This window comes from Phytopseudomonas punonensis (assembly GCF_900142655.1).
Taxonomy (GTDB): domain Bacteria; phylum Pseudomonadota; class Gammaproteobacteria; order Pseudomonadales; family Pseudomonadaceae; genus Aquipseudomonas; species Aquipseudomonas punonensis.
In genome coordinates this window covers 35676-57041 of record NZ_FRBQ01000008.1, presented here as the reverse complement: position 1 = coordinate 57041, position 21366 = coordinate 35676, and the positions used below count along the sequence as shown (strand labels likewise).

At 61.7% G+C, this 21366-nt stretch carries 25 protein-coding genes; 5 read left to right on the top strand and 20 right to left on the bottom strand.

Features of this window, described 5'->3' with window-relative positions:
• Positions 1-38: 38 nt before the first annotated feature.
• Positions 39-1943, top strand: a complete 1905-nt coding sequence (gene htpG, locus BUC40_RS17730) for a molecular chaperone HtpG (RefSeq protein ID WP_073267627.1) — start codon at positions 39-41, stop codon at positions 1941-1943.
• 303 nt (positions 1944-2246) lie between these two features.
• On the opposite strand, the gene BUC40_RS17725 is transcribed toward htpG, so the two are convergent.
• From BUC40_RS17725 to BUC40_RS17645, 17 genes are all read right to left on the bottom strand, one after another.
• Positions 2247-3833 carry an ABC-F family ATPase gene (locus tag BUC40_RS17725; RefSeq protein WP_073267502.1) on the bottom strand — a complete coding sequence of 529 codons (1587 nt, stop codon included), beginning with the start codon at positions 3831-3833 and terminating at the stop codon, positions 2247-2249.
• Positions 3834-3867: 34 nt separating this feature from the next.
• Positions 3868-5049, bottom strand: coding sequence for a tyrosine-type recombinase/integrase (locus tag BUC40_RS17720; protein WP_073267501.1), 1182 nt, complete (start codon positions 5047-5049; stop codon positions 3868-3870).
• Positions 5050-5227: 178 nt separating this feature from the next.
• Positions 5228-5620, bottom strand: coding sequence for a DUF1937 family protein (locus tag BUC40_RS17715; RefSeq protein WP_073267500.1), 393 nt, complete (start codon positions 5618-5620; stop codon positions 5228-5230).
• A gap of 134 nt (positions 5621-5754) precedes the next feature.
• Positions 5755-6801: a hypothetical protein gene (locus BUC40_RS17710; RefSeq protein WP_073267499.1), complete on the bottom strand. Its 1047-nt coding sequence runs from the start codon at positions 6799-6801 to the stop codon at positions 5755-5757.
• Between the two features lie 118 nt (positions 6802-6919).
• Positions 6920-7375, bottom strand: coding sequence for a hypothetical protein (locus tag BUC40_RS17705; RefSeq protein ID WP_073267498.1), 456 nt, complete (start codon positions 7373-7375; stop codon positions 6920-6922).
• Positions 7372-8397 carry a DNA cytosine methyltransferase gene (locus BUC40_RS17700; protein ID WP_073267497.1) on the bottom strand — a complete coding sequence of 342 codons (1026 nt, stop codon included), beginning with the start codon at positions 8395-8397 and terminating at the stop codon, positions 7372-7374. Before BUC40_RS17700 ends, BUC40_RS17705 begins: the two co-directional genes overlap by 4 nt.
• Positions 8398-8609: 212 nt before the next feature.
• The gene (locus tag BUC40_RS17695) at positions 8610-9770 is read right to left on the bottom strand and encodes an RNA-directed DNA polymerase (RefSeq protein ID WP_083593612.1); all 1161 of its coding nucleotides are present in this window, start codon (positions 9768-9770) and stop codon (positions 8610-8612) included.
• 203 nt (positions 9771-9973) lie between these two features.
• Complete coding sequence (locus BUC40_RS17690) at positions 9974-10330, bottom strand: four helix bundle protein (RefSeq protein ID WP_073267496.1); 357 nt, start codon at positions 10328-10330, stop codon at positions 9974-9976.
• A gap of 52 nt (positions 10331-10382) precedes the next feature.
• Positions 10383-10994, bottom strand: a complete 612-nt coding sequence (locus BUC40_RS17685; RefSeq protein WP_073267495.1) for an Lcl C-terminal domain-containing protein — start codon at positions 10992-10994, stop codon at positions 10383-10385.
• Between the two features lie 66 nt (positions 10995-11060).
• A complete protein-coding gene (locus BUC40_RS17680; RefSeq protein ID WP_073267494.1) occupies positions 11061-11663 on the bottom strand; it encodes an Lcl C-terminal domain-containing protein in 603 nt (200 codons plus the stop codon).
• Between the two features lie 96 nt (positions 11664-11759).
• Positions 11760-12089 (bottom strand): hypothetical protein, encoded by a 330-nt coding sequence (locus BUC40_RS17675; RefSeq protein WP_073267493.1) that lies wholly within the window; start codon positions 12087-12089, stop codon positions 11760-11762.
• Positions 12089-12943 carry a DNA adenine methylase gene (locus BUC40_RS17670; RefSeq protein ID WP_073267492.1) on the bottom strand — a complete coding sequence of 285 codons (855 nt, stop codon included), beginning with the start codon at positions 12941-12943 and terminating at the stop codon, positions 12089-12091. The genes BUC40_RS17675 and BUC40_RS17670 overlap by 1 nt, the downstream gene beginning before the upstream one ends.
• Complete coding sequence (locus tag BUC40_RS17665) at positions 12944-13336, bottom strand: hypothetical protein (protein WP_073267491.1); 393 nt, start codon at positions 13334-13336, stop codon at positions 12944-12946.
• 2 nt (positions 13337-13338) lie between these two features.
• On the bottom strand, positions 13339-13593 hold the full coding sequence (locus tag BUC40_RS17660; protein WP_073267490.1) for a hypothetical protein: 255 nt from the start codon (positions 13591-13593) through the stop codon (positions 13339-13341).
• Positions 13590-14207, bottom strand: a complete 618-nt coding sequence (locus tag BUC40_RS17655; RefSeq protein ID WP_073267489.1) for a 3'-5' exonuclease — start codon at positions 14205-14207, stop codon at positions 13590-13592. Before BUC40_RS17655 ends, BUC40_RS17660 begins: the two co-directional genes overlap by 4 nt.
• A 15-nt stretch (positions 14208-14222) precedes the next feature.
• A complete protein-coding gene (locus BUC40_RS17650; protein ID WP_073267488.1) occupies positions 14223-14597 on the bottom strand; it encodes a helix-turn-helix domain-containing protein in 375 nt (124 codons plus the stop codon).
• 137 nt (positions 14598-14734) lie between these two features.
• A complete protein-coding gene (locus BUC40_RS17645; protein ID WP_073267487.1) occupies positions 14735-15211 on the bottom strand; it encodes an Lcl C-terminal domain-containing protein in 477 nt (158 codons plus the stop codon).
• Positions 15212-15988: 777 nt separating this feature from the next.
• Here BUC40_RS17645 and BUC40_RS17635 point away from each other — a divergent pair.
• From BUC40_RS17635 to umuC, 3 genes are read left to right on the top strand one after another with little or no spacing between them, the layout of a single operon-like run.
• Positions 15989-16312, top strand: a complete 324-nt coding sequence (locus BUC40_RS17635) for a DUF1654 domain-containing protein (RefSeq protein ID WP_073267485.1) — start codon at positions 15989-15991, stop codon at positions 16310-16312.
• 27 nt (positions 16313-16339) lie between these two features.
• On the top strand, positions 16340-16783 hold the full coding sequence (locus tag BUC40_RS17630; protein ID WP_073267484.1) for a LexA family protein: 444 nt from the start codon (positions 16340-16342) through the stop codon (positions 16781-16783).
• Positions 16776-18050: a translesion error-prone DNA polymerase V subunit UmuC gene (umuC, locus tag BUC40_RS17625; protein WP_073267483.1), complete on the top strand. Its 1275-nt coding sequence runs from the start codon at positions 16776-16778 to the stop codon at positions 18048-18050. Before BUC40_RS17630 ends, umuC begins: the two co-directional genes overlap by 8 nt.
• Here umuC and BUC40_RS17620 read toward each other — a convergent pair.
• The 3 genes from BUC40_RS17620 to BUC40_RS17610 form a co-directional block, all read right to left on the bottom strand.
• Positions 18045-18734 carry an SOS response-associated peptidase family protein gene (locus BUC40_RS17620; protein ID WP_073267482.1) on the bottom strand — a complete coding sequence of 230 codons (690 nt, stop codon included), beginning with the start codon at positions 18732-18734 and terminating at the stop codon, positions 18045-18047. The genes umuC and BUC40_RS17620 overlap by 6 nt on opposite strands.
• Before the next feature lie 103 nt (positions 18735-18837).
• Positions 18838-19800 carry a hypothetical protein gene (locus BUC40_RS17615; RefSeq protein WP_073267481.1) on the bottom strand — a complete coding sequence of 321 codons (963 nt, stop codon included), beginning with the start codon at positions 19798-19800 and terminating at the stop codon, positions 18838-18840.
• A gap of 62 nt (positions 19801-19862) precedes the next feature.
• A complete protein-coding gene (locus BUC40_RS17610) occupies positions 19863-20939 on the bottom strand; it encodes a helix-turn-helix domain-containing protein (protein ID WP_167369177.1) in 1077 nt (358 codons plus the stop codon).
• 109 nt (positions 20940-21048) lie between these two features.
• On the opposite strand from BUC40_RS17610, the gene BUC40_RS17600 reads away from it, so the two are divergent.
• Positions 21049-21273, top strand: a complete 225-nt coding sequence (locus BUC40_RS17600) for a transcriptional regulator (protein WP_073267480.1) — start codon at positions 21049-21051, stop codon at positions 21271-21273.
• Positions 21274-21366: the final 93 nt, after the last annotated feature.

The window sequence follows — 21366 nt, the reverse complement described above, 5'->3', positions numbered from 1 at the left end:
GTACCGCGGCTTAGCCATCAATGTGGAGTTAGATGACCATGAGTGTGGAAACTCAAAAAGAAACCCTGGGCTTCCAGACCGAGGTAAAGCAGCTGCTGCACCTCATGATTCACTCGCTGTATTCCAACAAGGAAATCTTCCTGCGCGAGTTGATCTCCAACGCCTCCGACGCCGTCGACAAGCTGCGTTTCGAGGCGCTGGCCAAGCCTGAGCTGCTCGAGGGCGGCTCCGAGCTGAAGATCCGTGTGAGCTTCGACAAAGACGCCAAGACCGTCACCCTCGAAGACAACGGCATCGGCATGAGCCGCGAAGAAACCATCGCGCACCTGGGCACCATCGCCAAGTCCGGCACTGCTGACTTCTTGAAGAACCTCTCCGGCGACCAGAAGAAGGACTCGAGCCTGATCGGTCAGTTTGGAGTGGGCTTCTATTCGGCGTTCATCGTCGCCGACAAGGTAGAAGTGTTCACCCGTCGCGCCGGTCTGTCGGCTGGCGAAGGCGTGCACTGGGCGTCCAAAGGCGAGGGCGACTTCGAGATCGCGACCGTCGAGAAGGCCGAGCGCGGTACTCGCATCGTCCTACACCTGAAAAGCGGCGAAGAAGAGTTCGCTGATGGCTGGCGTCTGCGCAACGTCATCAAGAAATACTCCGACCATATCGGTCTGCCGATCGAGCTGCCGAAAGAATTCCACGGTGAAGAGAAGGACAAGCCCGCCGAGCCCGAGTGGGAAGTGGTCAACCGCGCCAGTGCGCTGTGGACACGCCCGCGCACCGAGGTCACCGACGAGCAGTACCAGGAATTCTATAAACACGTTTCCCACGATTACGACAATCCGCTGAGCTGGAGCCACAACAAGGTCGAAGGCAAGCTGGAATACACCTCGCTGCTGTACGTTCCCGGCCGTGCGCCGTTCGACCTGTATCAGCGTGAAGCACCGCGCGGCCTGAAGCTGTACGTGCAGCGCGTGTTCATCATGGACCAGGCCGACGAGTTCCTGCCGCTGTACCTGCGCTTCATCAAGGGGGTGGTCGATTCCAACGACCTGTCGCTGAACGTCTCGCGCGAGATCCTGCAGAAGGATCCGGTGATCGACTCGATGAAGTCGGCGCTGACCAAGCGCGTGCTCGACATGCTGGAAAAGCTGGCGAAGAACGAACCCGAGCAGTACAAGGCGTTCTGGAAGAACTTCGGCCAGGTGCTCAAGGAAGGCCCGGCAGAAGACTTCGCCAATAAGGAAAAGATCGCTGGCCTGCTGCGCTTCGCCTCGACCGCTGAAGGCGAGGGCGAGCAGGTGGTTTCCCTGGGCGACTACGTCAGCCGCCTGAAGGAAGGCCAAGACAAGATCTACTTCCTCACCGGCGAATCCTACGCGCAGGTCAAGAACAGCCCGCACCTGGAAGTCTTCCGCAAGAAAGGCATCGAAGTGCTGCTGCTGACCGACCGCATTGATGAGTGGCTGATGAGCTACCTGACTGAGTTTGACGGCAAGTCGTTCATCGACGTAGCCCGTGGTGATCTGGACCTGGGCTCGCTGGACTCGGAAGAGGACAAGAAAGCCCAGGAAGAAGTCGCCAAGAGCAAGGAAGGTCTGGTCGAGCGCCTGAAAACCGCGCTGGGCGAGCAGGTCGCGGAAGTTCGCGTATCCCATCGCCTGACCGATTCGCCAGCGATCCTGGCCATCGGCGAACAGGACCTGGGCCTGCAGATGCGCCAGATCCTCGAAGCAAGTGGGCAGAAGGTGCCGGATTCGAAGCCGATCTTCGAATTCAATCCGAACCATCCGCTGATCGAGAAGCTGGATGCCGAGCCGGACGAAGATCGCTTTGGCGACCTGTCGCACATCCTCTTCGACCAGGCCGCATTGGCTGCCGGCGATAGCCTGAAAGACCCGGCCGCTTACGTGCAGCGTCTGAACAAGCTGCTAGTCGAGCTGTCCGCTTGATCCGCTAGCCGCTACGCAAAACGCCGCTCGATCGAGCGGCGTTTTTGTATCTGTAGCCTGACTTTTCCGATTGCGTAGTCCGTAGGGTGGACGACGTTTCACCCGTCCACCGCTCTGTGACCCCATGGTGGATGAAAACGCGCCATCCACCCTACAAAACCCCTCTCAGCCGCTCGATGTGGGCGCGCCATGGGCGCGAAATCACGGGCATGGCCCGTTCCCACAGTACTTTGAAAGTCCGCTGACAAAAAAGCCCCGTCATCCAGCGGATGACGGGGCTTTGGCTCATGTCGGCTCAGTCGATCAAACGATGATGCCCTGGCTGCGCAGGTAATCGTCGTAGGTGCCGCTGAAGTCGGTCACGCCGTTGTCCGACAGCTCGATGATGCGCGTGGCCAGGGAGCCGACGAACTCGCGGTCATGGCTGACGAAGATCAGCGTGCCCGGGTAGTTCTCCAGCGCCAGGTTGAGCGCTTCGATGGATTCCATGTCCAGGTGGTTGGTCGGTTCGTCCATCACCAGCACGTTGGGCTTTTGCAGGATCAGCTTGCCGAACAGCATGCGGCCTTGCTCACCACCGGAGATCACCTTGACCGACTTGAGGATCTCGTCGTTGGAGAACAGCATGCGGCCCAGGGTGCCGCGAATCACTTGCTCACCGGTGGTCCACTGTCCCATCCAGTCGAACAGGGTCACGTCGTCTTCGAAATCGTGGGCGTGGTCCTGGGCGTAGTAACCGACTTCGGCGCTCTCGGTCCATTTCACTGCGCCGGCATCGGGCTGCAGTTCGCCGACCAGGGTGCGCAGCAGGGTGGTCTTGCCGATACCGTTGGGGCCGATGATCGCTACGCGCTCGCCGGCTTCGACGGTGAAACTGAAGTTCTTGAACAGCACCTTGTCATCGAACGCCTTGCTGAGCTTCTCGATGGTCACGGCCTGGCGATGCAGCTTCTTGGTCTGCTCGAAGCGAATGAACGGGCTCACGCGGCTCGACGGCTTGACCTCGGCCAGCTGGATCTTGTCGATCTGCTTGGCGCGGCTAGTGGCCTGCTTGGCTTTCGAGGCGTTGGCCGAGAAGCGGCTGACGAAGCTCTGCAGCTCGGAGATCTGCGCTTTCTTCTTGGCGTTGTCGGCCAGCAGCTGCTCGCGCGACTGGGTCGCGGCAGTCATGTACTCGTCGTAGTTGCCCGGGAACAGGCGCAGCTCGCCGTAATCCAGGTCAGCCATGTGGGTGCAGACCGAGTTCAGGAAGTGACGGTCGTGGGAAATGATGATCATGGTGCTGTTACGCGCCGTGAGGATCGTTTCCAGCCAGCGGATGGTGTTGATGTCCAGGTGGTTGGTTGGCTCGTCGAGCAGTAGCACATCTGGATCGGAGAACAGTGCCTGTGCCAGCAACACGCGCAGTTTCCAGCCTGGAGCGACTTCGCTCATGGGGCCGAAATGCTGCTCCAACGGAATGCCCAGGCCGAGCAGCAGCTCGCCGGCGCGGGACTCAGCGGTGTAGCCGTCCATCTCGGCGAACTCACCTTCGAGCTCGCCGACCTTCATGCCGTCTTCTTCGCTCATTTCTGGCAGCGAATAGATGCGGTCGCGCTCGGCTTTGACCTTCCACAGCTCCTCGTGGCCCATGATCACGGTGTCGATCACGTTGAATTGCTCGTACGCGAACTGATCCTGGCGCAGCTTACCCAGGCGTACGTTCGGCTCGAGCATGACCTGGCCACCGGAAGGGTCGAGATCGCCACCGAGAATCTTCATGAAGGTCGACTTGCCACATCCGTTGGCGCCGATCAGGCCGTAGCGGTTGCCGTTGTTGAACTTAACGGACACGTTCTCGAACAGCGGCTTGGCGCCAAACTGCATGGTTATGTTAGCGGTGGAAATCAAAGTGCTCTATCTCGCGTATTTCAGATGTGTGGATTTAGTCTTGGGGCAGATTTGGGGCAAGTTTTAGTTTGCTCATCTCTGCCCAGTCACCCTCGCCATCGATCCAGCGTGCGTAGCGTGAAAGCAGAATCTGCACCGAGTTGCCCAATTGCTTGGCGATGAAGGCTGGGGCCATTCCCGCCATCAGGCACATGGTTGCGTAAGTGTGGCGCGCATTGTACGGAGGACGGTAGCGAATACCCAGCGCTTTCAGGGTTGGGCGCCACTGATGATGCAGGTCACTCGTCTGATGGACGTACACCTGGCCCTTGCTGGGCGGGAAACAGTAGGGGAATTCCTCCAGCCGCCCATCCCCGCGCAAGCGCCTGGCGATGTAGGCCTTGGCGTATTCCAGCGCGTGAATGGCCCGGTCGTTGAGCAGCACGTAGCGATCCTTCTTGGTCTTGGTGCGTTCGACGATCTTTTTCTTTGCCACCACCCGGCAGACCAGGGCGACGCGCTTTTGCGTGTCCACCTCTTCCCAGCGCAATGCGGCAATTTCGCCGAGCCGCATGCCTGTGTAGTAGGCGAATTCGAAGAAGGCGCCGTAGATCCTCGATGGCCAGTGGTCGGCCGCGTAGAAGGCCGCGATGATCTTGTCCGCCTCGGCCTGGGAAAATGGATCGATCTTCTTGCTTTCCCGGCCTGGCTTTTCCAGTTCCAGCATCGGGTTAACCGCTATCAGCTGATCGGCAACGGCTCCGTCGAGGATGGTGCTGATCTTCGTCATGGCGTTGGCCTTTACCGCATTGCTGGTCCACGGCATTTGAACCAGGAGTTCGCGCATCAGCGCCGGTGTCAGGTTGGTCAGCGGTGTGGTGGCCAGGTAGGGCATCCACCACACGTTCAGCACCGACTTGTAGTTGTCCCTTGAGCCCTCGGCCAGCGTGCGGCTGTCAAGCCACACCTGGGCGTACTGACCGAAGCCACGGCTTACGCTGGCGATCGCGTTGGGGGAGTTGGGGAAGAGCTCGGCGTACTTCTGTTCAGTCATCAGCCCGAGCTTGATCAGCTGGATTACTTGATCGCGTAGACGGGATGCAGCGTTGATGCCCGCTTGCGTGGCGGGGTACGAGAGGGTTTCTGAGCAGCGCTTACGCTTCCAGCTGAAGCGGATGCGGATGGCGCCGTTCCGAATTTCAACTCCGGTGGGCAGTGCCACAGGCTTTCTTGCCATTCGTTGTACCTCTTGATGCTGTAAAAAATGCGGCTGCCGATCTTCTTCCAGACCCCCTCAGGGATCTGCTTGCGGGCGCGCTTCGCCTCGAGCGCGCGCGCCGTGGTGCCGAGATACTCGGCCATCTGTTTTTCGGAGAGCTTGTCGAGCGGCTCCGTGAGCTGGACGGCGGGCATAATCACCTCGATTCCGGCGCGGGCCGGGGAGTGGGTATGGCTGGCGCGCGGAACTCGTCGGCGAAGCACAGCACCTTGTGGTTGGTGAAGACGGGGATGCCGAGCTGCTTGGCGCGGGCGATTTCGGCGAGGGTGCCGGTGCTGTTCTGCCAGCCGGGCACCAGGACGACGGCGGCGCATTGCTCCATGAGCAGCATGGTGCCGGCCAGCCAGTAGTCGTCGGGGAAGGGCAGGTCTTCTTCCATGTGCGCGGTGTTGAGGTGAGGGCATACCGGGAACCAGCCTTGTTCGGCGGCGTGGATGGCGACGGCCCGGGCGTTGGCGATGTTGCGGGCAATGGCTGCCCGATCCGGACCGCGGTACGGGCCGGCGATGTAGATCAGGTGCATGGGCATGACGGGGCCTCACCGCCGGCGGGGCCGGCAGCCTGATTGAGGGGTTGGGTTCAGGGTTTAGCGGGTGGGGGTGCAGCGCAGGCAGGTGCAGTCGATTACTTTCAGACCGGTACCGCGGCAATAGGTGACTCTGGTCACGCAACACCGCCTTGCGCCTGGGCGCGGTGGGCGGCGAGTGCATTGAGCAGATCTCGGCGAATGCTGTCTATCGCCTTCGACCAGTCGGCTCCATGGTTTCGCTCAAGCCTTTCCAGCGGCCTTGTGCAAGCCGTGAGGGCGGCAAGCACTCCATCCGCGCGCATGATCTCAGCTCGCAGCTCATCCGGCACCGCCACGCTGGCGGGCTGCTTGCCTTTCATCCGATCTTCGATCATCTGCCAGACCGCTGGGTACTCCGGCCAATCGGACTCGACAACCACACACTCAACCATGGCGTTGCCGAAATGAGCTAGGCGATAGATCTGCTCTTGGCGATCCATATCGTCGCCCTGGTCATCGGCCAATTTGCTCAGCTTGATGACCATGTATCGCTCCTCGCGCTCGAACAGAGCGCGCTCTTGATCATCCCGCGCCTGTAGGTCGCGAGCGTCTTCGCCCAGCTCTTCCTGCGTAGGTTGTTCTGCTGACTTAATTACGCCGTTCTTCTTGTCTAGTACGCAAGCAATAGGCGGGCAGCCTGTTGTTACCGTACCAATATCACCATCGCCAGTATCCACCAGAGTGGATACCGATCCATCAGGTTTGATACGGGTATCACCGATCTTTGAATAGCCGGAAGGCTCTGCGCTGGCGGATAGCAGGGTATTGATGCGCGCACGGTGTATTTCGTTGAGACCTGGCTGCTTCTTAATCAACAGCAGCAACTCCACCACCTCGCCCAGCTTCCGCTCAGCCGCATCGGCGCGCTGGGTGGCGGCTTCGAGCTTTTGCACTACCTCCCAGTGTGCGGCATTCATGCCGTCGATGGTTTTTTGCTGCTGGCGGCAACGCTCCATGTATTCCATGTGCTTGGTAAAACTTCCCGGCGGATCTCCTGCTACCGGCTCCTGCTCAGGCGTGGCGCTGGTCTGGGCAATCTCTTTCAGCAGCGCGCTTCGGTACTGGCCCAGGCTATGGAAGCTTGCGGCGTGGCCATCGTTGGCGATCAGCGCTGCCAGGTGTTGCAGGTGTGGTGCGGTCATAGTTCACCTCGCCGCATCAGCGGCAATGTTGGGCATGGGATACTGGAAGGGCTGCAGGCCTGCGGGTGCGTCTGGCAAGGAATGCCGGTGGGCCTGTGGCTATTTGGAATAGCTGGAGCTACGCAGCTGCCGGTTCGGCCCAGGCGCCGAGGGCTTTGAATAGCTGGTGGGCTTGGGCTTCTTCGATTTCGACATCGTTGGGCACGGCGATCCATGCGGGGCCGAGCAGGTGTTTTGCGTTGCAGTTGGCGGCGAGCTCTTGGTAGTAGCCTTCGATGAGGTCGGTGAGGTGTTCGGCCATGTAGTTGCTTTGCGTGGTGATGAGCACGAACTTCATGTAGCGGTTGCCGCCTGGCTCTGCGCAGAGCGCGGCGATGAACAGTGACCAGCGGTGCGAGACGTCGCACACGGCCCGGCCGATTTCGCCGGGCGGGATGAGGCGCCCGGTGCGCAGGTTGACCATGACGTGCCGCTCGCAGGTGGAGATGTCGACCACCGCCACGTGGTTGACGCGCACCAGGCCGCGCATGGCCCGCTCCATGCGGGCGCGGGTGTTGTTGGGTTTGCGTTTCATGGGGTGGCCTCGAGGTAGGCGGCTATGAATTGCGCCGCCGCTTCAGCATTGATGGCGTTTCCGTAGGCGCGCAGGCGTCCCACTCGGGAGGGAGCCCCATTAGCCAGCGGGAATGTGCCGGGTCCAACTGGCCGCCACTTGCCATCCCGGCAGAAGAGCCAGTCAGCATCTCGCCAGAGGCCGTTAACCGGGCCGGGCCGCACATCTTGGCCATGCCCTGGTTCGACGGCCGGGGCTTGCTCTTGTCGCCCTGATCGTACTGGTAATCGCCCCGGCGGCTGTCGATCGCCGTGGGCGTCTGCCAGCCCGCCAAGTTCGCCTGCCTCGGTAACTGATCGAAGCGTTGCGATCCGTCCTCCCGGGGCTTTATGTCCGCGCCGGAGTCCTTCCAGTCCCGTGTTGTCGGGGTGGTCCAGCCCGCCAAGCACGCTGCCGCTGCCAGATCCGGGCCGTGGTTGCGCATCGCCTCCAGCAGCCCGCCCTCGAAGGTTCTCACGCCCTTGGTTGCCAGTGCGGCGGTTGGCGTCGGCCACCCAGTAGAGTCGGTCGCGGATGTGCGGAGCACCGACGCCCGCAGCCGGAAACGGGATGGCCCCGAGGGCGTACTCCATCGCTTCCAGGTCAGTTTGTACAAGGTCGAGCCAAGGGCCTGCGTCCTTGCTTGCAACCTGTTCTCCAAAGATGACTGGAGGCTGTCGCTCGCCGATGAGCCAGGCAAAAGCTGGCCAGAGATGGCGCTCGTCATCAAACCCAGCTCCTTGGCCTGCCGCGGAGAAAGGTTGGCACGGACAGGAACCCGTCCAAACAGGTCGGTCATCACTCCAGCCGGCACGGCGAAGGGCGAGAGACCAGACGCCGACGCCGGCGAAGAAATGGCATTGGGTATATGGCTTGAGGTCATCAGGGTGAACATCCTCGATCGAGCGTTCATCGACATCGCCCGCCGCGATGTGCCCGGCGGCGATGAGGTTGCGCAGCCACTGGGCGGCGTAGGGGTCGTGTTCGTTGTAGTAGGCGGGCATGGGTTTCTCTCGGGCGGCTACTCAACCCAGCAGTGGGGCCAGATGCTCAGGGCGTGGGCCAGCGCTTCGTCGTGGTCGCATTTAGAGCCGACCATGGGGAAGCGCTTGCCGCAGGGGAGGCAGACGTACCAGCAGGATTTAACGGGTGCTCGCATGGCGTTCTCCAGGCGGCGGGCGCCCTCCATGGCTGGATGCGGCGCGGCTGTGGGTGATTATTTCTTGGGGTAGGTCTTGGTCAGTGCGCCGTTTACGGCATGGCCGCGTTTAAGCACCAGGTTGGCGAGCGCCGCCCGGTCCTTCTGGCTATGGCTGGCCTGGGTGAGCAGGCCGAAGTAGCTATTGGCGGTTTCGCGCAGTTGCTCGGCTGGAGCCTGGGCTGTGCGTTTCAGGGCCTGGGCAACCGATCGCTTGCGGGTGGTTCGGCGCCAGGGCTTGATGACGTGGCCGACGAAGTCGATACCCCGGTCTACGGGCTGAAGGATCGTCTTCTTGGGGTTCAGCCTTGCTCCCAGCGTGGGTAGGAAGGCGTTGATCTGCTGCAGCCATTCGTTCAGCTGTTGCGGGGATTCGTGCAGCAGCACGAAGTCGTCGACGTAGCGGATGTAGTGCCTCACGCCGAGCTGGTGCTTGCAGAACTGGTCGAGCGCATCGAGGTAGACGTTGGCGAAGAACTGCGACGATAGGTTGCCAATTGGCAGCCCCTTGCTCGCCGGCTGCACGGCCAGTCGCTTGTGCTGGGGCACCTTGTTGAAGAGGTGCGCCGGGCTTCGGGTTTCGTAGTTCTCGCGCGGGTCGTGCATGAGCACCTGGTGGGCGAGTGATCGCCACCAGGGTTCGGTGATGCGCGGTGCCAGTTGCTGCCAGAGCACGTGCTTGTCGATGGCCACGAAGAAGTTGGCCAGGTCGCACTTGAGGTACCAGCAGGGTTCCGCCCAGTTCTGGCTGGCGCTGCGCACTTTCGCTTCGAGCCGCCTGCCTGCGTAAAGCGTGCCGCGCCCTGGGATGCAGGCGCAGCTGTCGGCTATGAAGGTGCGCTCGATGGCCGGACCGATGTGGTTGTAGAGCAGGTGGTGCACGATGCGGTCGCGGAAGTCTGCGGCCCATACTTCGCGCGCCTTTGGCCGGGTGACGACGAAACAGATTGAGCGGCCTGGCTGGTATCGGCCAGTGAGCAGGTCGCGGTGGAGTTGCATGAGGTTGCGTTCCAGGTGCTGCTCGAATGCCAGCGCGCTGGCGCTGTTGCGCTTGGAGCGCCGGCAGTCGTAGTAGGCCTGTACCAGGGCGCTGAAGGGGTAGGGAGCACCATTCGAATCTGCGGACGGGGCGGACGCGGAGCTCGTTGTTCTTGTCGTTGTTGTTCTGATTGCCATCATCGAAGTTCATGTTGAATGCGTTGTTGGCGGAGCGCTGCGACCAATCGTGCTATCTACGTCGCCAGGCCGATTGCTCAGCCTGGTAACTGCGCGAGACCTACGCGGCCGCTTTAGACCGGCGGTATCTCTGCTGCGCATGGCGGTGGCCAACGGGCCAGCGGCACGACCAGATTCAAGTCGCACAGTCCTGTAGGCCGTGGCCTTCAGGAAGCGGGCGCGGATGCTGTGCTGCGTTTCCAGGCGTTGGCCTGTTTGCCTATGGAGGCTGTCAGCTCGATGGCGGCCGCGTGCTGGGGCACGCTGATGAAGCGCTTCTCCTTGAAAAGCCGGAGCAGGAACTCAATCACCTGCACACGCTCGACCATCTCGCCCAGGTGCTGCCGTTTCTCCCGTGCCGCGTTGGCCCGGGCGATCAGCACCATGACTTCGATGCATTCGTCTCGAACCTTGGCTCCGAGCCCTGCCTTCAGGTCGCGCGGGATGTTGCGCGTGATGTCGGTCGACAGGCTCAGCAGATCAAAGGCCACTTTGTGGATGGGTAAGGCGGTGTGCATTGCCATCGGCTTCTTCCTTGAGGCGCCGGCCGCAAGCGGCCGGAATTAAATAAACGAATTAATCAATTAATTCGCTGCGGACGGGGCGGACGCGGAGCTCGTTGTACTTGCCGTTGGTGCCCTGACCGCCATCACCGAAGTTCATGCTGAATGCGTAGTAGGCGGAGCGCTGCGAGCTCGACCAGTACGCCCGCTCGTGGAAGGCCTCTGCCTCATCTTCGCGAAAGCCCGCGTGCACCGTCTGGGCTGGGTCTTCTTCGCTGTACAGGTGGCCGACCGGCTCGCTGTTCGGGTTGTCACCGGAACGGTTGTACTGCCAGTTTTCCTCGGCGGTCGGCTTGAAGTGGCGGTACTGCAGCTCCTGCACGTCGCGCGCCGGTATGGCCCAGTCATTGAAGCCGCCGATGCTCAGTGCCAGGACTCGTTGTGCGAGGTCGCTGCCTGCTGCTGCCATCGCCTCGGTGTTGGCGCGGCTGTCGGTGAAGCTGCTGGCGCCGTCGACCTTCTGGCCATATTCACCCCAGGCGCCGACCAGCTCATGCTCGGCGCCGGCGGTGATGTTGAGGTAGCGCTTGCCGGTATCCGGGTCACGGGTGATGCCGGTTACAAAACCGCCGCCGTAGGGCTGGCCGATTGCCGGGAGGGTTGCCGCTTGCTGAACTGCTTTCATGTGCTGCTCCTTTCTGAAGGCAACAAAAAAGGCGCTGATGCGCCCCTTGGTCGAATGAATGAAGGATTAAATGAAGAATCTGCGGACGGGGCGGACGCGGAGCTCGTCGTCCTTGCCGCCGCTGAGGTCCTGATTGCCATCATCGAAGCCCATGGTGAATGCGCTGTAGGCGGAGCGCTGCGAGCTTGACCAGTAAGCGCAGTCCTTATTGAACAGCTCGGCCACGTGCAGCCAGCAGTGGTACAGCTCGCCGGCTGCCGGCAGGTAGAAGTCGTTGAAGCCGTCGGCCTCATGATTCGCTGCAGCGCTGGCCGCGTCATGCTCGCCAGCCTTCACCAGCACCTCGGTGTTCGCCAGGCCGTCCAGCTTGCTGGTGGCGGCTGACTCTTTGCCGCGCCCGCCCCAAGCGTGGTCGCCGATATCCTCGGTGGCGACGACGAGGTAGTGCGCTGGGACATCGTTGGTGGCTGCGATCAGCCCGGCGTTGAAGCCGCCCTGGTCAGGCCAGTATTCGCCGATGCCCGGCGCTTGCGCGGTTACCTGAGGCGAACTGACGGTTGGTACTTCGACATTGCCCATGGCAGCGGCCATCAGGGCCGCGATAACAAGCTGTGATGGCGCACTAATGTTGATCTCGCCGACCTTCACGGTGACTATTTCAGGTTTCATGCTGTTTCCTCGGTGGTGTTTAGGGTGCAGGCGGCTGGCGCTTCCCAGCACGCATCTGGCCTGGCCATTCCTGGCCCCGGATTCGCCTGCAGGTGATCAGTTGGTTGGCGCGACGATTTCGTCGCCAGGGTCACGCCGGGCCTCTGCCAGGGATTGGTTTCGGAAATCGCGCGCCACGCTTTCCGATAGCTGGATTTCGTGGTGCGGTAGGGCGAGGGCGGTGGCGGATGCTTCGGGGCCTAGGGCGTGGGCGTTGAGGATGAGCAATTGCACGGCTTCGGCCTGTTCGGTGATGCCGTGCCAGGCCATGAGCTCGGCGAGCTTGGCGTTGATTCCTGGCCGCACGCGGTGACGCAGCTCTTTCTCGTCCCACTCTTTGCGCTTGGCGGCGGTCTTGGCGCTGCGGGCTTGTTGGGGTTGGGGCATTAGGCCTCCTTGGCGAACATGTCGCCCTGGCGCTGATCCCGATCGCGGCAAGCCGGGCTCAGCCATATGCATTCGGTTCTGGTCGCGGCGCCTCGGCCGGCAGAGATACGGGCTGATGTTTCGCGCCGGTCCCACCCCGCAAGCATGCTGTGGTACAACTCGCACGGGTAGCCGGATATGACCACCATTCCTTCCAGCTCGAGCAGCGCGGCCAGCAGTTCCGCGTGCTGCTCGTCAGTCATCTCGTGTCGGTAATAGCGACCGTGCTTGGCACCCAGGTATCGCGTGTCGTGCATGTAGGGCGGGTCGACGTAGTGCAGCGTCTGTCGGGCATCGTGGGCGCGCATCACCTCGATCGCTGGCCGATTCTCGATCAGCACGCCGCTGAGCCTCTGGCCAATCTCTGCGATCGACTCGGGGTATTCCGCCCATAGTGCCTGGGCTGTTCCGTATTCACGCTTGGTGTCGATGCGGAAACCGGTCTTGCCCTTGGTGGCGCCGGCTGAGCCGAAGCCCATCTGCGCGCGGATGATGGTGCGGCGTGCACGCTCGACCGGATCGGCGGCAGGCTCCCAGGCAATTTCGAACTCAGCACGGGCGTACGGGGTAAAGGTGACGGCCTTGATCAGCTCGCCACGAGACTGTTCTCCCTGCAGGACGCGAAAGAGGTTGACGATGTCGCCGTCGAGGTCGTTGTACACCTCTGCATATGCGCGAGGCTTCTGCATCAGAACGCCGCCTGCGCCGCCGAACGGTTCGACGTAGCATGTGTGCTCAGGCAGGTGCTCAATCACCCAGGGCGCGAGCCGGAACTTCGAACCGTGGTAGCGGATAACGGGGGCGGTGATCGGCATTTACGCCTCCAGATTCATCTTCGGCCCGCGCTTGATGCGGTGGTCGCGCAGGCGGTCCATCACGGTCTTGGGGCTCAGGCCGGTGGCGTCGCACATCTCGTTGATGCTGGCGCCGGCGGGCGCCATGCGCTGCAGAATGGCCAGGCGCTCGGCGGCTTTGCGCTTCTTGGCGGTGTTCAGCTCGACGCGCTTGTGGTCCTGCTGGCGCAGGGCGCGGCTGGGTTTGGCCTTGGGCTTGCCGGGGCTGGTGATGACGAAGGGCAGCTGCTTGTTGCCGGCGGTGACGATGGGCAGCGTTTGCACGGGGCCGTGCTGGCGCTCGTAGGTGGCCATGAGGGCGGCGAGCTCGGCGCTTTGTTCGGCGCGGGGCTGCAGGCTGGGTGCTTCGATCATGGTCAGGCCTCCAGGGGTTGGGCGCCTTCGAGCTGCTGCTGCAGCCAGCGGGCTTCTTTGATGGTTTCGCGGAAGCCGAGCACGCGGCCGGTGTCGGCGTCGACGACGCGCACCATGCCGCTGCCGGTGGCGATCAGCTGGGTGGCGCGGGGCTTGATGGCGATGCGCTGCTGGGTCTGCTTGCGGGCCTCGGCGCTGCGGCGCAGGAGAGCAGGGATGGCGTCGAGGGTGGCGCGGGCGCGCTGGAATGCGTTCATGCTGGGCTCCTTGCGATGTGCAGCTTGAGGGCGGCGACGAGGATGCGGGCTTCGTGCATGGCGTCGTCGAGGGCGTGGTGCTTTAGGCCAACGAACTGGACGCTTTTCTTGGCCTCGGGGTAGAGATCGGTGATGGTGCGCAGGTCGCGGTCGTTCCGGTTCTGCCAAGGCCTGGGCACGTGGGCGCGCTGGAAGGCGGTGCTGATGATGACGTTGTCGAAGGTGGCGCCGTTGCCCCACACGTAGCTTTCGCCGTAGACGGCGGCGGGCCTGTCGATGAAGTCGGCCAGCTGGATGAGGGCGTTGTTGATTTTCACGCGGTTGAAACCCTGGTGGATCTCGCGCTGCGCTTCTTCGCTCTGCTTGAGCCAGAAGTCGATAGTGCTTGCGTCGGTTTCGCCGCCGAAGCCGATGGCGCTGTCTACGTCGACGCGGATGTAGAGGCCGTCGCCGATGACGCCGTTCTCGATGCGCACGCAGCCGATGGTGGCGATGGCAGCGTTGGGGCCTTTGCCGAGGGTTTCGAGGTCGAGGACGTAGTGGGTGGCGCGCAGGAGGGGGTGGATCTGGGGTTTATCTTGGCCGAACTCGCTGCAGGCAGTTACCTGACTCATGACGATCTCCTTGCCTCAGGCAACGAACGCCAGCTCGTCCACCTTGCGGGCGATGCGGGCTTGTTGGTAGGTGCGCGGCACGGCGGGCCGGCGTACGGTTGGGACTTGTTGCAGGTGGCTGCTGCCCAGCAGCAGGGCGATGGCGAGCGGGGCGATGATTCCGCGCTTCCAGGCTTCGAGCACTGTTCCGCGAGTGGTGCGCTGCATGCCGAGCTTGAAGCGGGCTTCGTCCAGGCGCTGGCGAGCGCCGTCGGGGCTGATGCCCATTTCGCGGGCAATCTCTTTGGCGGTCTTGTCGCTGGCGGCGTGCATGACGGCCTCAAGCTGACGGCGCGGCAGGCCGGCATCGATCCAGCCTTTCCAGCCAGCGATGGTGATGGTGTTCGGCATAGTGCTTCCTTGGCGTGGGTAACCGCACTGGTCAGATGCCAGGCGCGGGTGACCAGACCCTGCGTGAATAGCGCAGGCCTGGCATCTGCCGGTGCGGTTGCGGCGCCCTCTGGCGAGGGCGAAAGGCAATGAATGAATTACTGAATGAATCTGCGGACGGGGCGGACGCGGAGCTCGTAGAGCTTGCCGGTGTCGTGCTGATTGCCATCATCGAAGCCCACGTAGAATGCGCTGTCGGCGGAGCGCTGCGAGCTGCTCCAGACCCAGCCAGCCAGCTTGCCGTTGAGGTTCAGCCAGATTTCGTACAGCTCGGCGGCTGCCGGCAGGTAGAAATCGGCGCGGCCCTCGGCTGTGTGCGCTGCAGCGCCCTGCGCGGCTGGGTAGGTGCCATCTGCTGCCAGCAGCGCCTTGGTGTTGGCCAGGCCATCGACCAGGCTTGTGGCTTGGGCAAGGTCGTCGTAAGGCCCCCACTCGAAACGGCCGGGCAGTTCATCACCCAGGATCAGGTGGTAGCCCTCGGCGCCGTTGCGGGCTGGCATGAAGCCGGCGTAGATGCCGCCTTGGCCGGGGAAGGGCTGGCCGATGGCGGGTAGTTCGATGTTCTTGGTGGTCATGGCGTGTTCCTTGTCGGGTGATTTCCCGTCTGGCCCTGTCGCCAAGGCCAGCCAGTGAAAGCGTTAAGCAGAGAAGAGTTGCTGTTGAACCGGCTGGCGCTGGCAGCGAAGCCGACCGCTGGCTATTGCCAGTTCAAGCCTATTTGCCTTGCTGTCCAGGTACTGCCAGTCCAGAAAAACGCTTGGGCACTCGGATGCGGCTGCACGGTATCTTTCCGCCAGGTCCTGCAGTGAAGGGATGACTATGTCCCTCATGTTGGCGAGGGTGGCTGGGTCGCTCACGCAGCAGTGGCAAAGGTCTATGTAGTCTTCTGTCCAGCCCATGGCTGCTTCCTCGTTTGATTTCCCGTCTGGCCCTGTTGCCAAGGCCAGCCAGTGAAATCGGGTGTTGCTGCGCAGCGCGGCTAGGTCATTCGCGCGGTTCGGTCTGCACCTCGTTTGCGGCTCGGCCCCTCTGTTGGCTCTGCTGCAATACGCCGGTCGCTGGCGCGCGCTGCGGTTTGTTGCTCACCTGACTTTCTGTCGCCCCACAGGTGATGGCCGGGGCTGCCTCGCCGGTTGCCCGGCTAGCTGTTCATGGCGCTGGTTTTTAAAGAGCGGTGCCTTGCGGCAGCGGCGCGGTGTTCTGCGCTGCGATGGATTTAATCTACAACTGAAAATTGTATGCTGCAAGCGAAAATTGTAATTCATATGCAAGCGAGAATTGTAGGAGCACCCCTTGAGCACGTTCGTGGTTGTGAAATACTGTATGTACATACAGTTATTCGGGAGGTGGCTATGGCAGCGCATAACGTGATTTTGAAAACCGAGCAGGAGCCGCTGACGGGCTCCGAGATACTGGGGTTGCGGGTGTCGGCGATGATCAATTCGCCTATTGCGCAGCTGGGCAGGCGAGTGCGCATTCACAGGCTGGACACGGACAACGACGAGGCCTGGGGCACGATCATGGATTTGCTGGCCGAGACGGACGGCCTGCAGATGGATTTCGACGACGAGGGCTCCGTGATCCTGCAGTGGGAGAAGCCAGGCGATATGGACGCGGTGTTCGACAGGGAAGAGGGCGGTGCAGCTGCGGCTGATGAGGAGGCTGCTCCGTTCTGACGGCGCGTGCTTCGAGGTTTGGTGTAAATGGCAATTATCGATGGCGTGAAAGTGGTTGGTGGGGCATTCGCCCCGGGCGCCAAGCTGCCGCTGTATTCGTTCAAGGTGCCGGCTGGCTTCCCCAGCCCGGCGCAGGATCACCTGGAGCAGGAGATCTCGCTCGACGAGCTGTTCCAACTTCGCGCGCCGCACACGTACCTGGTGCGTGTGTGCGGGGAGAGCTTGAAAGGCGCTGGCATCTTCGACGGTGACCTGTTGGTAGTGGACCGCTCGTCCGAGGCAAAACCCAGGGATATCGTGGTCGCCGCCCTCAATGGTGAACCGATAGCAAAGCGCTTCTGCCGGGAGAACAACCAGATCGTGCTGCGTTCGGAGAACCCGGAATACGCGCCGCGCTACGTACTGGACGGCGACGAGCTGGCGATCTGGGGCGTGGTGCGCTTCAGCGTGAGGTGCCACGACGATGGCTGACCGGGTATTCGCGCTGATCGACTGCAATTCGTTCTACGCCAGCTGCGAGCGGGTATTTCGTCCTGACCTGCTGCGCACGCCCATCGTGGTGCTGAGCAATAACGACGGCTGCGTGATCGCGCGTAGCGCCGACGCCAAGCCGTTCGTAAAGATGGGCGCGCCTTACTTCCAGATCCGCGACGTGCTGGAGAAGCACGGCATTCTGGCGTTCAGCTCCAACTACGCGCTGTATGGCGACATGAGCCAGCGGGTGATGACGGTGATCGAGGGCCTGGTGCCGGCGCTCGAGGTGTACAGCATCGACGAGGCCTTTGCGGAATTCACGGGCATACCGCGCGGGCAGGTGGAGGCGCTGGGGCGAACGCTGCGCGCCCAGGTGCTGAAGCTGACGGGCATCCCGACCGGCGTAGGCATCGCCGGCACCAAGACGCTGGCCAAGCTGGCGAACCACGCGGCCAAGCGTTGGCAGCGGCAGACGGGCGGAGTAGTGGATATTCTCGACCCGGAGCGACGCGACAAACTGCTGCGCGCAGTGGATGTGAGCGAGGTGTGGGGGATCGGCCGGCGCATGACCGAGCACCTGCAGGCCATGAACATAAAAACGGCCTGGGACCTGGCCCAGGCGGATGCCTGGACACTGCGCTCGAAGTTCAGCGTTGTTGTGGAGAAAACAGCACGCGAGCTGCGCGGCACCTCGTGTCTGGAGTTGGAAGAGGCGGCGGCGCCGAAGCAGGAGATCTGCTGCAGCCGTATGTTCGGCAAGCGGCTGAAGGAGCTGGCGCCGATCCGCGAGGCCGTGGCCACCTATGCCGCTCGGGCCTGCGAGAAGTTGCGCAGCCAGGGCTCCAGCTGCAAGCGCGTGCGGGTGAGCATCCGCACCGGCATGTTCAACCCTGACGAGCCGAAGTTTGCCCGCGGCGAGGTGATGGAGCTGCCGTACCCGACGGACGACACGCGGCTGATAACCAAGGCCGCGGTGCAGGGGCTGGAAGCCCTCTATCGGCCAGGCTTCGCCTTCAGCAAGGCGGAGATTCTGCTGCTGGACCTGCGGCGGCGTGGCGAGTACACCGACGACCTGTTCGCGCCTGTTCAGCCGGCCGCGACGGAGCGGGTGATGGGTGTGCTGGACAGCATCAACGCTCGATGGGGCCGCGGCACGCTGCGCCCGGCCGGCGTGCCGGCAACGCCGGAATGGGGCATGCGGCGGGATCTGATGAGCCAGAGCTACACGACGCGGCTCGATCAGCTGCTGCGAGTGCAGTCATAGCAGAGGATCGTCGATGGGCTCTATTAGATGCGGGCCCTTATTGCGCACGTTACCAACGTCCCGGCTGACTGGGTACCACTCGAAGGCCTCGGCGGGCAGCTCCTGATGCTCGGCGATGTGCAGGGCATCGTCTGCCGAGGTGTCGCTGGATAGCCAGCTCAGGGCAAAGTCCGGCGAGAGCACCAGCGGCTTGCGGTCGTGCACGTCGACCAGGCCGGCATCGGCGGCGCCGGTGAGGATCACGAAGCCGTCACTGGCGCCTGGCTCCTCGTCGCCGTGGGGCAGTTGGCCGATGCACGCGAACAGCAGCGGGTCGCCTGACTTGAGGCAGATGAAGTAGGGCTGCTTGCGTTTCTTGTCGTCCGGGTCCGTCTTCCATTCGTACCAGCCATCGGCACCGACTAGGCAGCGGCCGCTCTTCCAGATCGGCCGGAAGAAGGGCTTGGTGGCGACCGTTTCAAGGCGGGCGTTGATCGGGCCGGGCCGGCCACCCGTTGCCCATTGCGGCTTCCAGCCCCAGGGGATAACCGAATCCCGGTAGCGATCGCCCACTTGGTGGATGACATGCACCCCGGTGGTGGGCGCCACGTTGTAGCGACCAATGGGCGTGCTATCGAATAGGTCGAGGTTCAGGCTCTGGGCGTATTCGGCAGGGGATAACGATTGGACGAAGCGGCCGCACATGATCAGCTCCTGAGTTGGGGTGATCGGTAGACCGGCGGCGGAGAGGGGAAGTGCAAGGGGAATGAAAAAGCCCGGTGGGTGCCGGGCTTCTTTTGAGCAAGGTCTAGTCTTCAATGACCTTCTGGATGGTTATCGATATAGGCTCCATCTTATTTGTTTTAGAAGACATCCGAAATTTAACTAGGACGTCGGCGCGCAGTTTGAACTTACCAGCAACATCCTGTGGGTCTACGCCTGGCTCAAGTATGAGCTTCACTCTTCGATCAACTACACCCCGGATGATAGCCGCCCAACCTCTACTTGATGAGTCGAGATCGGTAGCTCGTATCTCAACGTCAGCATCTGGGTGCGGCTGATCAATTTCAAAAGGGTCGAAATCAACAGAGTCGGGCGTTGCTTTGACTGTTTCGGGCGGAAGCGCAAGGTTTCCTTCCTGAGTCATAGCTACTGTGGCGCCTTCCTCTTTCTTGGCGGGGGCGATTATCTTGACAGCCGCTTGTGCAAGTTTCTTTTTGTCCGTCGCGCCGACCTTTTCAATAACCTCCGCAAACTTCTCGGGAGACATTGAATATGACTCAGCACCAATAACTACGAAAGTACTATCGGAAATATTAAGGTTTAATGCAGGCGCGGCTTGTTTCTGGGTGCTATTGATCGCAAATATTGCACCTGTAGCAACTAGCGCTCCAATTACTGAAGAGACAGCAATCGCTTTCAAAACCGGCTTACCATTGCCAGGAAGTTTTCGATACGCATGGACTCCTTTCTCCCGCACCTTGTCTATGAATTTGTCCATGTTCTCCTTGTCCTTGAAGACTAAACGAACAATCGTGTCTTCAATGAAGGAGCCCTGTTGGAAGCCTTCTACAAGCAATTCCGCCGACATTACGCCCGCGCCGGTAAGCTCTGAGAGTGCTTGCGGAAGAAAATGAACCGAAACCTTTTCAAGTGCTGCCAGGGATTGTATTACGTCCTGGACAGAAAGAGGCAGCTTGTTGGTGTACTTCACCGAGTGCTCGATCAGCACTTCGTAAATTTGAGATTCCTTGTCTGCTTCGCTAACCATCTAGTCGTCCTTTCCCGGTAGTCCATTTTTATTGGGTGGCGATACTGCCGCCGCGCGGCAGATCAAAGCTTTTTGGCGTTCCATACCAGCAGAATCCTGGCCTGAATGAAGGTCTCGTCGATGCGGATGATCTCTGTGTCGTGGTGCTTGTTGTCCGAGATCATCTTGAAGTGATCGCTGTCCTTGACCTGCAGCCGCTTGATGTAGAAATGGCCGTGCCAAGTGAAGGCATAGATGCCATCACCGACAAATTCGCGAATGCTGGCGTCCGCGATCAGCGGGTCTTTGTCCTGAATAGTCGGTTCCATGGACTGGCCGTCGCCGGTGATCAGCTTCAGGTGTGATGGGTCTTTGTACGTGACGCCCAACTCGCGCAAGTGCTGCTGGCTGACGGTCACGTCGCGGAACATCTCAGGGAAGTCGTGAACCACCTTGCCGCCTCCCATGGCGCCCTGGACGTCGTAGTGGGCAATGCGGATCTCGTCGCCGACGATGGGGCGCCGCGTGAAGTCGGCCACGATCACGTTTTCAGCAGGCGCCGAGGTCGGGTAGCTGTCGTTCAGGGTATCGGTAACTGACTTCTCCAAGCGCTCGAGCTGATCCGGTCGCAGGTTCTTGCCCTGAAGCATCTGCAGCACCTTCTCCGCAGCCCCGGAGGCCTGTTTACGGCGTGGCGGCTCACCCTTTCCCGATAGCAGCCAGTCGACGGTGGTGTCGTACCCCTCAGCAAGCGCTGCCAGGTTCTCGTTCTTGATGTTGCCGGTATCGCCGGCAAACCACTGGCGCACCGCTTCGTAACTGATTCCACAGGTGGTGGCGATATCGCGCTTCACGCCACGGGTACCGATGCCCGGCCGCCGGTTGATCACCAGCTTGGTGATGCGGCTGGTGATGGAGCTGTCGTCAGCTTCTTCGGCAGCGTCGAGCGGGTCCTCTTCATCTGAAAGATCAATTAGCGACGAGGGGTTGATGCCCAGCGCATGAGCGATCTCGACCAGGCGCTTGTGCCTGGGGATGTTCTTGCCCGACTCCCACGCTTGCACGGACTGCGGGCGGACGCCCAGCAGTCTGCCCAGCTCGGATTGGTTGATCCCCAGTTTCTCTCTGGCTGCCGTGATGCGGCTTGCGATGGTTTCCATGCGCGCAACGATACAACTAACGGTTGTAGCTGGCATTGCAATTCTCGCTTGTAAATTACAATTTTCGGCTGTAGCTTTGCGGGGTAGTTAAACCAGCGAGATCACAACCATGACGCAGAACGCTGCGACTAAAGCCGCACAGGCCGTCGGCTCGCAATCCGCATTGGCGCGGGCGATTGGCTGCTCACCTCAATTCGTTCAGCAGATGTGCGCCAAGGGGCGCATTCCGGCTGAGCGGGTGCTGGCCATCGAGTCTGCCTCCGGCATTTCTCGCCATGAGCTGCGGCCCGATCTGTACCCGGAAGAGGGCGCCGTGGAGAAGCCGGCCGCCTGACCACGATTCACATCCTACCGACGCGCCGCCCAGGGAGGCAGACGGCTGGAAGGGATGGGTATTTATACAGTGCCCGGATCGCGGGCAATAAAA

Coding starts and splice junctions, on each gene's coding strand:
- htpG (WP_073267627.1), top strand. CDS start 39: ATGAGTGTGGAAACTCAAAAAGAAACCCTGGGCTTCCAGACCGAGGTA.
- BUC40_RS17720 (WP_073267501.1), bottom strand. CDS start 5,049: ATGGCAAGAAAGCCTGTGGCACTGCCCACCGGAGTTGAAATTCGGAAC.
- BUC40_RS17715 (WP_073267500.1), bottom strand. CDS start 5,620: ATGCCCATGCACCTGATCTACATCGCCGGCCCGTACCGCGGTCCGGAT.
- BUC40_RS17710 (WP_073267499.1), bottom strand. CDS start 6,801: ATGACCGCACCACACCTGCAACACCTGGCAGCGCTGATCGCCAACGAT.
- BUC40_RS17705 (WP_073267498.1), bottom strand. CDS start 7,375: ATGAAACGCAAACCCAACAACACCCGCGCCCGCATGGAGCGGGCCATG.
- BUC40_RS17700 (WP_073267497.1), bottom strand. CDS start 8,397: ATGCCCGCCTACTACAACGAACACGACCCCTACGCCGCCCAGTGGCTG.
- BUC40_RS17695 (WP_083593612.1), bottom strand. CDS start 9,770: ATGATGGCAATCAGAACAACAACGACAAGAACAACGAGCTCCGCGTCC.
- BUC40_RS17690 (WP_073267496.1), bottom strand. CDS start 10,330: ATGGCAATGCACACCGCCTTACCCATCCACAAAGTGGCCTTTGATCTG.
- BUC40_RS17685 (WP_073267495.1), bottom strand. CDS start 10,994: ATGAAAGCAGTTCAGCAAGCGGCAACCCTCCCGGCAATCGGCCAGCCC.
- BUC40_RS17680 (WP_073267494.1), bottom strand. CDS start 11,663: ATGAAACCTGAAATAGTCACCGTGAAGGTCGGCGAGATCAACATTAGT.
- BUC40_RS17675 (WP_073267493.1), bottom strand. CDS start 12,089: ATGCCCCAACCCCAACAAGCCCGCAGCGCCAAGACCGCCGCCAAGCGC.
- BUC40_RS17670 (WP_073267492.1), bottom strand. CDS start 12,943: ATGCCGATCACCGCCCCCGTTATCCGCTACCACGGTTCGAAGTTCCGG.
- BUC40_RS17665 (WP_073267491.1), bottom strand. CDS start 13,336: ATGATCGAAGCACCCAGCCTGCAGCCCCGCGCCGAACAAAGCGCCGAG.
- BUC40_RS17660 (WP_073267490.1), bottom strand. CDS start 13,593: ATGAACGCATTCCAGCGCGCCCGCGCCACCCTCGACGCCATCCCTGCT.
- BUC40_RS17655 (WP_073267489.1), bottom strand. CDS start 14,207: ATGAGTCAGGTAACTGCCTGCAGCGAGTTCGGCCAAGATAAACCCCAG.
- BUC40_RS17650 (WP_073267488.1), bottom strand. CDS start 14,597: ATGCCGAACACCATCACCATCGCTGGCTGGAAAGGCTGGATCGATGCC.
- BUC40_RS17645 (WP_073267487.1), bottom strand. CDS start 15,211: ATGACCACCAAGAACATCGAACTACCCGCCATCGGCCAGCCCTTCCCC.
- BUC40_RS17635 (WP_073267485.1), top strand. CDS start 15,989: ATGGCAGCGCATAACGTGATTTTGAAAACCGAGCAGGAGCCGCTGACG.
- BUC40_RS17630 (WP_073267484.1), top strand. CDS start 16,340: ATGGCAATTATCGATGGCGTGAAAGTGGTTGGTGGGGCATTCGCCCCG.
- umuC (WP_073267483.1), top strand. CDS start 16,776: ATGGCTGACCGGGTATTCGCGCTGATCGACTGCAATTCGTTCTACGCC.
- BUC40_RS17620 (WP_073267482.1), bottom strand. CDS start 18,734: ATGTGCGGCCGCTTCGTCCAATCGTTATCCCCTGCCGAATACGCCCAG.
- BUC40_RS17615 (WP_073267481.1), bottom strand. CDS start 19,800: ATGGTTAGCGAAGCAGACAAGGAATCTCAAATTTACGAAGTGCTGATC.
- BUC40_RS17610 (WP_167369177.1), bottom strand. CDS start 20,939: ATGGAAACCATCGCAAGCCGCATCACGGCAGCCAGAGAGAAACTGGGG.
- BUC40_RS17600 (WP_073267480.1), top strand. CDS start 21,049: ATGACGCAGAACGCTGCGACTAAAGCCGCACAGGCCGTCGGCTCGCAA.